Here is a 12,763-nt window from a genome sequence, read left to right on the forward strand (position 1 = left end):
GACGCCCCTTTGAGGCGTCTTTTGTTGGTTATTTGCCATATATGCCAGTGCAGAACTTGTTATTGCAAAACCTTCATGACATTGCGCACGGAGTCGGCGGATTTGTCGAGTGCCGCTTTTTCTTCCGCGGTCAGTTCCAGCTCGATGATTTTCTCGATGCCTTTTCCGCCGAGGATGGTTGGCACGCCGAGGTAGAGGTCATTGTAGCCGTACTCTCCTTGCAGATAGGCAATGGAAGGCAGGATGCGTTTTTTGTCCTTCAGGATGGCTTCTGCCATTTGTACCAGAGAAGCAGCCGGAGCGTAGTATGCAGAGCCGTTGCCCAGCAGGTTGACGATCTCTCCGCCGCCTTTGCGGGTACGCTCTACTATCGCGTCCAGACGATCTTTTGGAATCAGCGTTTCCAGCGGAATTCCGCCAGCATAGGAGTAACGCACCAACGGCACCATGTCATCGCCATGGCCGCCCAATACAAAGCCGGTTACGTCTTCGACAGACACGTTCAGTTCCGCTGCCACGAAGGTGCGGAAACGGGCTGTATCCAGCACGCCGGATTGGCCGATTACGCGCTCTTTCGGGAAACCGGACGTTTTGAAGAATGTGTACGTCATCGCATCTACCGGGTTAGACAGAACCAACACAATGGAGTTCGGGGCGTGTGTTTTCACTTGCTCGGCAACGGAGCGCATGATTCCCGCGTTGGTGTTCACCAGATCGTCGCGGGACATGCCTGGCTTGCGGGCAATCCCCGCCGTGATGATGACGAGGTCCGCATCTTTGATTTCCGCATAGTCGGCAGTACCTGTAATGCTGGAGTCAAAACCGAGAACCGGCGAAGATTCCATCATGTCAAGCGCTTTCCCTTTTGTCGGGTTTTCCAGTTGCGGAATGTCTACCAGCACGACATCTCCCAGTTCTTTTTGAGCCAGAATGAATGCCGTCGTCGCACCAGTGAAGCCGCTGCCGATAACCGCGATTTTTTTGCGTTGGAATGCCATTTAAGGTCGCCTCCAATAGCTTTAATAGGTTTGGTTTTGCCTCAGAAGTCTGTCTGCTCGGTACTTCTCTTACATGTTTTTAATCAGGGCATCAGCGAACTCGGAGCATTTCAGCTCGGTTGCGCCTTCCATCAGACGTGCGAAATCGTACGTTACGGTTTTCGCGGAAATCGTTTTTTCCATGGAGTTGATGATCAGATCTGCCGCTTCGTTCCAGCCCAGGTGACGGAGCATCATTTCGCCGGAAAGGATGACGGAGGACGGGTTTACTTTATCCAGACCAGCATACTTCGGAGCTGTACCGTGGGTTGCTTCGAAGATTGCGTGGCCAGTCAGGTAGTTGATGTTTGCCCCTGGCGCGATGCCGATGCCGCCTACTTGTGCAGCCAGCGCGTCGGAGATGTAGTCGCCGTTCAGGTTCAGCGTAGCTACTACGTCGTACTCGGCCGGACGAGTCAGGATTTGCTGCAGGAACGCGTCTGCAATCACGTCTTTTACGATGATTTTGCCCGCTGCTTCCGCTTCTTTTTGCGCTTTGTCCGCGTCGCCGCCCTCGGCTTTGATGCGGTCGTACTGAGCCCATGTGAATACTTTGTCGCCAAATTCGGCTTCAGCCACTGCGTAGCCCCAGCTTTTGAACGCGCCTTCCGTAAACTTCATGATGTTGCCTTTGTGTACGAGAGTTACGGACTTGCGCTTGTTGTCGATCGCGTAGTTGATCGCTGCGCGAACCAGACGCTCGGTACCCTCTTTGGAAACCGGCTTGATTCCGATACCGGATGTTTCCGGGAAGCGGATTTTCTTTACGCCCATTTCGTTTTGCAGGAAATCGATCACTTTTTTCACTTCCGGCGTACCTTCGGCCCATTCCACGCCTGCGTAGATGTCCTCGGTGTTTTCGCGGAAGATCACCATATCTGTCAATTCAGGATGTTTGACCGGAGAAGGCACGCCGTCGAAGTATTGAACAGGACGCACGCACGCGTACAGATCGAGCTCTTGACGCAGCGCTACGTTGATGGAGCGGATGCCGCCGCCGACCGGCGTGGTCAGAGGACCTTTGATCGCGATCAGGTACTCGCGAACGGCAGTAAGGGTATCCTCAGGCAGCCACTCGCCGTATTTGTTGAACGATTTTTCGCCCGCGAACACTTCGAACCAAGCGATTTTCTTTTCGCCTTTGTAGGCTTTTTCCACGGCTGCGTCCAGCACGCGAACAGATGCATTCCAGATATCAGGACCCGTACCGTCCCCTTCGATAAACGGGATGATCGGGTTGTTCGGTACAACCATTTTACCGTTGTCTACCGTGATCTTTTGACCGGCAGTCGGCTGCGACAGGTTTTTAAACACAAGAAATCCCTCCAGTGAATGGAAAATAATGGTACAAAAATATTTCCAGACGTAGGAGAACTACCACACTCGGGTGGTAGTTCTCAAGCAAGTGCTTAGGAGTGCGCTCATAGAGGGCTTTCTCCTCCACGATCGGAAAAGCAGTAGTCTTAGCGGCGGTCGATCGGCACGTAGTGCTGGTTGACCGGTCCTGTGTAATCGGCGCGCGGGCGGATCAGGCGATTGTTTTCGTACTGCTCCATGATATGCGCCGTCCAGCCGGACATTCGGCTAATCGCAAAAATCGGCGTGAACAGATCGCTTTCCAGTCCGAGAGCGGTGTAAACGGAAGCGGAATAGAAATCGACGTTAGGCTTGAGGCCTTTTTCGCCAGTCACCATTTCTTCCACCTTCACGGACATTTCATACAGCTCCGGACGTCCGACTTGAGCGGTGAGCGCTTTGGACATTTGCTTCAGCCATTTCGCCCGCGGGTCTCCGTCTTTGTACACGCGGTGTCCGAAGCCCATGATTTTTTCCTTGTTGTCCAGCTTGTGGCGAATGTAGGATTCCACTTTGTCCATGGAACCGATCTCCGCCAGCGTCGCTGCTACAGCCTCGTTGGCGCCGCCGTGCAGAGGCCCCTTCAATGTGCCGATCGCCGAAACGATACCGGAGTAGATATCAGTCAAGGTCGCCACAGTCACACGTGCTGCGAACGTAGAAGCGTTGAACTCGTGATCCGCATGCAGAATCAATGCTACGTCAAATGCTTTTACAGCGGTTTCCGTAGGCTCGGCGCCAGTCAGCATGTACAGGAAGTTTTTCGCAAGGCCGTAAGACGGATTGGGAGCAACCGGCTCCTGACCCTTGCGCATGCGGGCATACGCAGCGATCAGGGTGGGAGTTTGCGCCATCAGGCGAATCGACTTCCGGTAGTTAGCCTCCGGGGACATGTCCTGCGCTTCTGCGTCGTAGAGCGCTAGCGAAGAGACAGCTGTGCGCAACGCCGCCATCGGGTGTACGCCTTTCGGATAGGTGCGAATGCTGTCGATGACCTCTTTCGGTACCGCAGCATTTTCGCCCAGTTGCTTTTTCAAAGCATCCAGCTGATCGCGCTTCGGTAGGGCTCCATGCCAGAGCAGGTACACAACCTCTTCAAAGGTAGCGTTTTCAGCGAGCTCGTCGATGTTGATACCTCCATAGCAAAGTACCCCATCGACAATCGAACAGATCGAAGATTGAGCGGCGACCACGCCTTCAAGTCCGCGAGTAGCTGTCATGTAACTCTCTCCTTTTCCACTCTAAGCTATATGAAATTGTCCTGGTGGTTCCTTTTACGACCACCCTCCGCACATGAATGATTGAGAAACCGGCTTACATAATCATTCGCTTTTATAGAAAACGCGTATATCAGGGAGGAGAGACCCACGGGTCCTGCTGCTGCATGGTTATAAAAAGAATCCAACCATAATTCGACACAATTATAAAAGATTATTGCGATTTTGTGAATGATAAATGTACAAGATGCCAAAAAGCCGGTCTGTATGGCAAAGCTTGCTTGCACCTACCAGCATACTGCATAATAGTTACAAAGCGGTCACGACGGTTTTTTACGCTCATCGGAGGGACAGCTGCTTGGAAACATTTATGAAAACAACAAATCCATCTCTCTACACCTCCGAGGATAGAAAGGAGAGTTCTATTGAACCGGCATAACTGGGTTGAACGGCTCTTTCAAATTATTCGGTTTTTATGGGTCTGTCTGGTCGTTTACTTGGGCTTCAAGTTCATTGTTTTCGCTTCACCATTACTGTACCCATTTCTAATCTCCTTAGTCATTGCGCTGATCATTCACCGGCCTGTGACGTATTTGACGAAGAAGGCCAGGTTCCCCCGGTGGCTGTCCGTAACGATCGCCCTCCTTCTTCTAATTGCGATTTCCGGCGGCGTCGTTACGATCATCATTACCGAGACTGTCGTGGAGATTGGAGAATTGGCGAAAAGGATTCCCGTATTCTCCAATGAACTTTCCCAGTACCTGCAGCGGACGATCTCCCAGGATTTTCTGACCGGCCTTTATGACCAGATTCAGTGGTTCTACTCGCATCTCGATCTTGCCTACAAAGATAAATTGGACAACACCATCAGACAGGGACTCAGTTCCATTACACACACCGGCCAACAGCTCATTGTGCAATTTCTCGACAGCCTGAAAAACTTCCTCGTGTCGCTGCCGAATCTGGCTACGGTATTCGTGATTTCCTTGCTCGGCGCATTTTTCATCGCCAAGGACTTCTTTCTCTGGGAGGACCGATTCCGAAAGCTGCTTCCAAACGGCGTCAACAATCGGCTTGACGAGATTTTCAAAGATTTGAAAGCCGCTTTGTTCGGCTTCGTCAAAGCCCAGCTCACCCTAATTTCGCTGACCGCCGCCATTGTCATCATCGGCCTTTTGATCCTGCGGGTCGAATACGCGGTTACGATCGGTCTGATCACGGGTCTCGTCGATCTGCTGCCGTACCTTGGCACAGGTACCGTATTTATCCCGTGGATCATTTACCTGTTCTTCAAAGGGAATTACAGTCTGGTCATCGGCTTGTCGATCCTGTACGGAGTCGTGCTGATCTTCCGGCAAATTATCGAACCAAAGGTCGTCGCCGAAAACGTCGGTTTGGACCCGCTGCTCACGTTGGTCGCGCTGTTTGTCGGCTTGCAGATATTCGGCTTTCTCGGCCTGATCATCGGACCCGTTTCCTTGGTGCTGATCAATGCGCTCGTAAAGGCAAATGTGTTTACGGATATTTGGAAGTACATAAAAGGCAGCGAAAATTAGAAAAGGAGGCGACGGCCTCCTTTTTTTGTACGACAAAACGGATATAGACTCAGGCTGAACCGCAAAATGCAGAACCTAGCCGCTTTTTCACGAAGTTAGCGACGGAAGAAAAGATGCACCCTTCCGGAAGAGATCAGAGCCCACAGCCATCTCTTGATGAAATGGCGGATAATCATCCGCGTATAGGGAAGCAGGAAGATGACGCCGACAACATCGGAGAAGAAGCCCGGCATCAGGAGCATAAGCCCGCCTGAGAGCACCAGCGCTCCGTCAATCAATGTCTCTGTAGGCATCTGACCTCGGGAGAGCTGCAGCTGGAGCATCCGCATGACCTGCAGCCCTTGCTGCTTGGCCAGCCACGCTCCGACAAAGCCGGTCAAAATCACCAACGCGACGGTATACCACGGACCGATCATCTTTCCCACCGCGATCAGTCCCCACAGCTCGATCGCAGGAACGACGATAAACAGAACGACCAATATGCGAAAAAGCACGGTTATTTCCCCCCTGCACACCGCTCTTCCAGCAGCGCGTATACCTCCGGCTCGACACGAGCCAGCCGGATCGGTTTCATCTCCATCGTCGTAAACGCATGCTTGGTCTTGCCCGTGACGAGCAGCTGCTCGTCTGCCACCCGGTATATTTCATAACTGAATGTCAGCCGGACCATGGACAGCTCCTCCAGATCTGTCCGGATTTCCACCCAGTCATCGTAGCGTGCCGGCTGTTTATAGGACAGAGAGACATCCGTGACAGGCAAAAGGATTCCCTTTTCCTCCAGACTGCGATATGTCACTCCTGTTTCACGAATAAATTCAGTCCGGCCTACTTCAAACCAATTCAGGTAGTTCGCATGGTAAACGACCCCCATCTGGTCTGTCTCGCTGTACCGTACGCGTATCCGATGCGTATAAACAGTCGAGTTCAACGGAATCGCCCCTTTCTTTCCCTATTGTACCACAGACAACCGAAATTCTCCTTGTTTCGCCGACCTGCGATCAGCCTGCCTCATCCGCATATCCCGATTTGCCTTACACAGGCGCATGAACAGGGAAACGAAGAAATGCACTCATACGTCTGCCTTACAATAAGAATAATCGTAAAAGGGAGTAGGGATCAGATGCTGTACCGCCGTCGGACCTATCAAATTGATCCAGCCAAACAAGCCGCATTCCAGGCTTTTTTCCATGAATACTTGCTGCCTGCCCAGCTCAAGCACGGTGCCCGGCTCGTCGGCCGCTGGTCAACAGAGCGGGGCGACGAAGTGACCGCCATCTGGGAGTACGACAGCATGGAAGCTTATGAACGGATCGAGAGGGCTGTCAAATCTGACGAGCTGCATCGTCTGGCTCAGGAAAAGCGCAAGAGCCTGGAACCGTTGTACCTGTCATGCAAACAGGAGTTTCTGCATCCTGCAACCACTTACGTCCCACCCACGCACATCGTAGCGGCTTTCGGCTATATCGCGAACGACGCCGGTGAAGTTCTCCTGGTGAAAGCACGAAATCGCCAGGATACGTGGGAGCTCCCTGGCGGACAGGTAGAGACCGGGGAGAGTTTGCTGGATGCCGTCATCAGGGAAATCAGGGAGGAATCCGGTATCGAAGCTCGGCTGACCGGGATCACCGGAGTCTATCACAATGTAACCAGCGCTATCGTCGCTGTCGGCTTTCGCGGAGTCGCCGTCGGGGGGAGCCTGCAGACCTCGGAGGAGACCACGGATGTCCGCTTTGTCAAGCTGACGGAGGAAAACCTGCATGAATACATCACCCGTCCCCAGCTGGCCAGCCGCACGCTTGACGCTCTGAAGAACGGATCTATTTGCCTGGAGATGTTCCGTCTGTCCCCGTATGAGCTGATCTACCGGATGAAAGAAACAACTGCCGAACCGCGATAGCAAAAAACCGGAGCAGAACGATTGATCCGTTCTGGCTCCGGTTTCTTTTTGTCCAAGCATACGATTATCGAATCGGGCAGGCCCCTGTCTCGCATGAATCGGCCGTCGAAAGATCGGAGTCTCCCCCTCTTTCGAACATTTGCAGAATCGCCGGATCAAACGGCTTCATGCTCGCTTTGAGCTCCTCGTATTGATCTTTCGTGCAGGCTTCGTAAGGCGCCAGCTGATAGGTGCCTCCGTCCATCTGCAGGAACGATACCCCGACGAAGTTATCCCAATTGCTGTAGACGATCTCTTCCACCTCGTCCCACTCCTTTGGGCGGACAGTAATGGTGTTGGACGAGTTGTGCTCCGTGTACTCTTTTTGGAAACGGAAGTAGGTATCAAACTGGCGTTTGGCGTTTACTTCATTTTTTGTCTCGCGCGCGCCGGAAGCAACCGGGAAGTCAATGACCAGCGTGCGGGCATTAGCCATGCGCTCCTCGTGCGTTTCCCCGGGTGTGCCCACTTCGGGATGAACGGTCCAGCCCAAAGTCTGAACGGCTTTCGCCAACGGATCCTCCGCATTGATCCGAATCCGGCGAATGTAGTACGGAGAATGAGACCAGTGCAGGCCGCTGGATACGCCGCCAGCTACCTGAGAGAGCGTGCCTTCCGGTTTTACCGTTGTCACCAGCAGCGGCGAGTTGACTCGCAGCTCATAGGCATAGCGGTCGGCTTCGTCGCGGGCCGCATTGCCGAGCAGGCGAAGCAGCTCGACTTCCTGTTCTTCTGTGTAGCCCAGCGAGGCGATCGCATCCTTGACGCCCGTCAAAGAGGTTCCCAGCAGTCTGTCGCGCTGCTGAACCACATCCCAGTGAGGCAGTTCGAGCGTCACCAAGGTCATGCGCAATCCAGCCCGCGCCGATTTGCGCTGCGCGTCGAGCAGTCCGTCCAGATCGAGGTAATTGGAGCCGTCCGGGCTCTCTTTTACGAATTGGACGAGGTTGACAGTCGTCAGGTTGCACACGCCATAGGAGTCCAGCAGGATTTCCGCGCAAGGGTTCAACCCCTCGGCATTCGGACGGCGGCGGTTGGCCTCCTCCAGATTGACGAAGCCCGGTTCGCCCTCCAGCTGCATCATCGTGAATACGAGATGCAGGAATTCGCGGGTCGGCATCTGGTTGAACGCGATCGAGTTGTTGGACATGCGGCGATGGTCCAGACCGAAGCGGCCGTCGCCCACCTTTTGAATATGGTCAAACCAGGAAGGCTTCTTGTCGCCGAGCAGCTCCCCGACTTTTTTATGATGCGCGATTTGCTGCTCCGTCCAAAAGCCGTTGATGCCGTATTTGGCAAACAGACACTCGAAGTCATCGTGGTCGAACAGGAAGATTTCCGCCGTCCGCCGAACGCCGCCAACGACGACGTTTGCGCCAATCAGATTGCCGATATCGAGGACATGGATCGGACGAATCTTGCCGTAGCCCTTTTCATCGACCGCGATTGGATCCAGCGAAGCGTCAATCTGGTTTTTCAATACCTTGTCGATTCCTTCGAACATTTCGCGAAGCGGCTCGTGACCGCTGGCGGTTCCGCCAAAACGCTTCAGGCGCTCGCCTTTTGGCCGTACGCTGTTGTAGGAAATTTTGACGGTATGGATTTGCTCGTAGGCAGGGTCGGTCAAAATATGCAGGTAGTGACGGAGCGATTCGACCCAGCCTTCCTTGCTGTCGCCGACGTAAATTTTGGCATAGCCGTTCTCCAGCACCTTCAGCTCCGAGCGCTCCAGACGCTGGTGCATCGGCAGCGGCTTGTACTCGGAAGAGAGCAGGGTAACATTGGTCCGGATCGGAGCCAAGCCTTCAGCCATTTGCTTTGTACACTTGAAGCCCACTCCTGTTCCCACCAGCAGCAGGTAGAAAAGATCGCACAGGTCTTCCCACGACTTGATGTTCAGGAAAGAGCAGTTAAAGTTGGCCAGCGGATACAGATCGGCTACCCCGTTGTCCGCGCCTCCAACCCATAGAGTCCGTCCGGACAGGAATTGCTTCAGGTTGAACATATTGTCAAACAGACCCTCTGCCTCTGCCTCCAGTTCACGCAGATCAGGGGTGAGCCCGATTTTCCGCATATGTTGGTAAGCAAGCTTTACATTGTAATCCACCGAACGGCGGCAGGTTTCTTTCCACGTCTCGCGTCTGCCCAGCTCAGGGATAAAACGGGAGTAGGTGCGGTAGTAAACAAATTGCCCCAGTGGGTTCATATGTAACGGGAAGTCTGGATATTGATCCAGGAATTCATCCCGGAGAAAACGGGTTCTCGTTTCTGTTGCCAGCATGTCGGTTCCTCCTTCTAAATAGCAAAACTACGTCGAATGTACCTGTCCGTAGCTGCGCGCCTGTTCCTATTTCATGTCGCAAATCTCTCTTTCTAGTTAACTATGTTTCCCCCAAAAACACAATAGATTTTTTCTATATATTGTGCAGAAGATTTTTCGACAACACAATATATTGTGTTTTTTATAAAAAACAGGACTTGACAAGCTTTTGCTCCCCAGGAGTTTGAGAGCAGGCGAAAATCCAATTTTACCAAATTAACTCCCGATTGGCACCCTTCGTCGGGTAGGGAAATTCTCGCGATTAAGCAATCGTTTGACACAGAATGCTCACTCGCCGCTTTCTGCAAAAACGGACTTTTTTCCTATAGACGACAGACGCGACAAAGAGAGGGGACGGCCTCGCACCCCCTCTCCATTTTATGGAAAGCGTTATTCAGCTAGCTCCTACAGTACGCGGGCATGTCCGGTGTAAATGTGCCCCCGCTCGGCATCGACTGTCACGGTTTGACCGTCTTTGAGCAGCTCGGTCACTTTTTTGACGCCTACGATGACTGGAACATTGAGGTTCAACCCAACGATGGCCGCATGGGACGTTAGGCCTCCCTCCTCGGTTATGACTGCGCCTGCTTTTTCAAATGCCGGCACCATTTCCGAGTCTGTACCGATCATGACAAGAACGTTCCCCTCTTCGGTCTTTTCGATTGCTTCCGCAGCCGAACGAGCTACCACGACCTTGCCTGTCACGATTTTGCGGCCAATCCCCTGCCCTTTTGCCACAATGTCGCCAATCACATGGATTTTCATCAGGTTGGTGGTACCGACCTCCTGTACCGGAACGCCCGCCGTAATCACAACCAGATCGCCATGGCGAACGAAGCCTGCCTCCAGCGACTTCTGAACGGAGAGCTCCAGCATCTCATCCGTCGTGTTGGCTACGGTCCCAAGCACCGGATACACGCCGTTGACCAGTGCCAGTCGACGCATGACGCTCTCGTGCGGGGTGACCGCCACGATCGGAGCCTTTGGACGATATTTGGACACCATTCGGGCTGTGTGTCCGCTTTCGGTTGCCGTAATCACCGCTGTCGCGTCCAGATCCAGCGCCGCATTTGCCACTGCCTGACTGATCGCGTCCGTGATCGTCACCTGCTTTTTCACCGCATGGGCAAACAGGATTTCCCGATAGTTCAGCTCTTGTTCCGCTCTGACCGCGATCCGATTCATCGTCTCAACCGACTCTACCGGATACTTGCCTGCTGCCGTTTCACCGGAAAGCATGATCGCATCGGTGCCGTCAAAGATGGCGTTCGCGACGTCGCTTGCTTCGGCGCGGGTCGGTCGGGGATTTCTCTGCATGGAATCGAGCATTTGGGTAGCGGTAATGACCGGTTTGCCCAGATCGTTGCATTTTCTGATCAGCTGTTTCTGGACGAGCGGCACTTCTTCCGCCGGAATCTCGACGCCGAGGTCGCCGCGCGCCACCATCAAACCGTCGGCAACGGCGAGAATCTCGTCCACATTGTCTACGCCTTCCTGGTTTTCGATCTTGGCGATGATGTCGATTTTGGCGTGATGACGCTCCAAAATCTCCCGGATTTCCAAAATGTCGGATGCCTTGCGGACGAACGAAGCCGCGATGAAATCCACGCCCTGCTCGATGCCAAACACGATATCCTGAGCGTCCTTCTCCGTGATGCCCGGCAAATTGATTTTGACGCCCGGCACATTGACACCCTTCTTGCTTTTCAGCGTACCGCCGTTTTTGATCTCGCACACAATCTCATTGCCTTCGACTTTTTCCACTGTCAGGCCGATCAAACCGTCGTCGATCAGGATGGTGTCTCCGGCTTTTACATCGCCGGGAAGATCTCCATATGTAATGGAGACGCGCTTCTCTGTCCCCGCCACTTCCTTCGTGGTCAGGATAATGCGGCTGCCTTCAACCAGTTCAACCGAGTCAACGCCGAGCGAGCCTGTCCGAATCTCCGGTCCTTTGGTATCCAGCAGGATCGCTACCTGTTTTCCTGTCTCTTCGCAGGCCTGGCGAATGCTTGCAATGCGCGCGGCATGCTCCTGATGAGAGCCGTGCGAAAAATTCAGCCGAGCCACATTCATGCCCGCGTGAATCAGTTTTTTCAGAGTCTCCACCGATTCGCTGGCAGGTCCGATCGTACAAACGATTTTTGCTTTGCGCAACACAAGAAGTCCCTCCTAAGCTATTTGCTCCCGATCAGATCGAGAGCGTACGCGCCAATTGATAGATGGATAAGTCAAGATGATGTTTTTGTGAAAGTGCTTCCTGGAAATCAACGTCAACGATCACGTTGTTGCGGATGCCTACCATGCGGTCTCGTTTGCATTCGATCAGCAAATCGACTGCCGCAGCCCCCATCCGGCTGGCCAGCATCCGGTCAAACGCAGTGGGAGAGCCTCCCCGCTGGATATGCCCAAGCACCGTCACGCGCGTTTCCAGTCCGGTCAGCCTTTTGATTTCGTCGGCGTAATATCCGGCACTGCCGACCCCTTCCGCGACGATAATGATCGTATGTTTTTTCCCGCGGCGGTGTCCCGATTCGAGCCGCTCCACGATATCCTCGATATCATTCTCCGCCTCCGGGATCAAAATAGACTCGGCACCCGCAGCAAGTCCAGCCCACAAGGCAATGTCCCCGGCATCCCTGCCCATGACTTCGATAATATAGGTGCGCTCATGGGATGTGGCTGTGTCCCTGATCTTGTCGATGGCGTCGACAACCGTATTCAGTGCGGTGTCAAAACCGATCGTGAAGTCCGTGCAGGGGATATCGTTGTCGATTGTCCCGGGTACTCCGATTGTCCGGATACCCTTTTCCGAAATTTTTTGGGCGCCCCGGAAGGACCCGTCACCGCCAATCACGATCAATCCTTCGATTCCGCGTCTATTGAGCTGATCAATCGCTTTTTGCTGTCCGGCCTCGGTCTTGAATTCCTCACTTCGCGCTGAATAGAGGATGGTTCCGCCACGGTGGATGATATCGCCGACCGAGCCCAGCGTCATTTCCTGTATATCGCCGTACATCAAACCCTCGTAGCCGTGATAAACGCCATACATCTGAATCCCGTGGTACGCGGCACGCCTAACGGCTGCTCGCACGGCTGCATTCATGCCGGGTGCATCCCCGCCGCTGGTTAAGACTGCAATTTTCTGCATGGAAACCACCTCATCCATTCTTCCGTCATTAGGATGCCTTGAAACCAAAACAGTATGTACGATAAACCGTTTGCCACACGCTGTATCAGTCACAAGAACATATCTGTTATACTAACAGGAGCAATGTGCCATACTTTTAGAAAGATCTGACAAGTCCCGGTTACGAATACGATTGTATCAGATTTTATCG

At 53.4% G+C, this 12,763-nt stretch carries 10 protein-coding genes and 1 pseudogene; 3 read left to right on the top strand and 8 right to left on the bottom strand.

Features of this window, described 5'->3' with window-relative positions; genetic code table 11:
- Window positions 1–59: 59 nt before the first annotated feature.
- The 3 genes from mdh to citZ all read right to left on the bottom strand — a co-directional run bounded on the left by mdh (window position 60) and on the right by citZ (window position 3,613).
- On the bottom strand, window positions 60–998 hold the full coding sequence (gene mdh, locus Q3F21_RS17015) for a malate dehydrogenase (RefSeq protein ID WP_340255473.1): 939 nt from the start codon (window positions 996–998) through the stop codon (window positions 60–62).
- Between the two features lie 69 nt (window positions 999–1,067).
- Entirely contained in the window at window positions 1,068–2,351 is a 1,284-nt protein-coding gene (gene icd, locus Q3F21_RS17020; RefSeq protein ID WP_340255476.1) for an NADP-dependent isocitrate dehydrogenase, read from the bottom strand.
- Window positions 2,352–2,500: 149 nt separating this feature from the next.
- Window positions 2,501–3,613 carry a citrate synthase gene (citZ, locus tag Q3F21_RS17025; RefSeq protein ID WP_340255479.1) on the bottom strand — a complete coding sequence of 371 codons (1,113 nt, stop codon included), beginning with the start codon at window positions 3,611–3,613 and terminating at the stop codon, window positions 2,501–2,503.
- Between the two features lie 422 nt (window positions 3,614–4,035).
- Here citZ and ytvI point away from each other — a divergent pair, with 422 nt between their 5' ends.
- Window positions 4,036–5,166 (top strand): sporulation integral membrane protein YtvI, encoded by a 1,131-nt coding sequence (gene ytvI, locus Q3F21_RS17030; protein WP_340255482.1) that lies wholly within the window; start codon window positions 4,036–4,038, stop codon window positions 5,164–5,166.
- Window positions 5,167–5,261: 95 nt separating this feature from the next.
- On the opposite strand, the gene Q3F21_RS17035 is transcribed toward ytvI, so the two are convergent.
- Window positions 5,262–5,660 carry an FxsA family protein gene (locus tag Q3F21_RS17035; RefSeq protein WP_340255485.1) on the bottom strand — a complete coding sequence of 133 codons (399 nt, stop codon included), beginning with the start codon at window positions 5,658–5,660 and terminating at the stop codon, window positions 5,262–5,264.
- Window positions 5,661–5,662: 2 nt separating this feature from the next.
- Window positions 5,663–6,094: a YbgC/FadM family acyl-CoA thioesterase gene (locus tag Q3F21_RS17040; RefSeq protein ID WP_340255488.1), complete on the bottom strand. Its 432-nt coding sequence runs from the start codon at window positions 6,092–6,094 to the stop codon at window positions 5,663–5,665.
- 192 nt (window positions 6,095–6,286) lie between these two features.
- On the opposite strand from Q3F21_RS17040, the pseudogene Q3F21_RS17045 reads away from it, so the two are divergent.
- Together Q3F21_RS17045 and Q3F21_RS17050 are read left to right on the top strand one after the other, a co-directional pair.
- Window positions 6,287–6,502 (top strand): annotated as a pseudogene (locus Q3F21_RS17045) (NIPSNAP family protein); the annotation flags it as partial.
- A gap of 69 nt (window positions 6,503–6,571) precedes the next feature.
- Window positions 6,572–7,063, top strand: a complete 492-nt coding sequence (locus tag Q3F21_RS17050; protein ID WP_340255675.1) for an NUDIX hydrolase — start codon at window positions 6,572–6,574, stop codon at window positions 7,061–7,063.
- A gap of 64 nt (window positions 7,064–7,127) precedes the next feature.
- Here the strand turns inward: Q3F21_RS17050 and nrdJ are convergent, their stop codons facing one another.
- From nrdJ to pfkA, 3 genes are all read right to left on the bottom strand, one after another.
- Entirely contained in the window at window positions 7,128–9,383 is a 2,256-nt protein-coding gene (gene nrdJ / locus Q3F21_RS17055; protein ID WP_340255491.1) for a ribonucleoside-triphosphate reductase, adenosylcobalamin-dependent, read from the bottom strand.
- A 444-nt stretch (window positions 9,384–9,827) separates the two neighbouring features.
- The gene (pyk, locus tag Q3F21_RS17060) at window positions 9,828–11,582 is read right to left on the bottom strand and encodes a pyruvate kinase (protein WP_340255494.1); all 1,755 of its coding nucleotides are present in this window, start codon (window positions 11,580–11,582) and stop codon (window positions 9,828–9,830) included.
- A 31-nt stretch (window positions 11,583–11,613) separates the two neighbouring features.
- Window positions 11,614–12,573 (bottom strand): 6-phosphofructokinase, encoded by a 960-nt coding sequence (gene pfkA, locus Q3F21_RS17065; protein ID WP_340255497.1) that lies wholly within the window; start codon window positions 12,571–12,573, stop codon window positions 11,614–11,616.
- Between the last annotated feature and the right edge of the window lie 190 nt (window positions 12,574–12,763).

The sequence above is a fragment of the Brevibacillus borstelensis genome, assembly GCF_037834415.1.
Classification (GTDB): Bacteria; Bacillota; Bacilli; order Brevibacillales; family Brevibacillaceae; genus Brevibacillus; species Brevibacillus borstelensis_A.

Bases quoted from the DNA above. Each gene is read 5' to 3' on its own strand.
- mdh (WP_340255473.1), bottom strand. From the start codon at position 998: ATGGCATTCCAACGCAAAAAAATCGCGGTTATCGGCAGCGGCTTCACT.
- citZ (WP_340255479.1), bottom strand. From the start codon at position 3,613: ATGACAGCTACTCGCGGACTTGAAGGCGTGGTCGCCGCTCAATCTTCG.
- nrdJ (WP_340255491.1), bottom strand. From the start codon at position 9,383: ATGCTGGCAACAGAAACGAGAACCCGTTTTCTCCGGGATGAATTCCTG.
- pfkA (WP_340255497.1), bottom strand. From the start codon at position 12,573: ATGCAGAAAATTGCAGTCTTAACCAGCGGCGGGGATGCACCCGGCATG.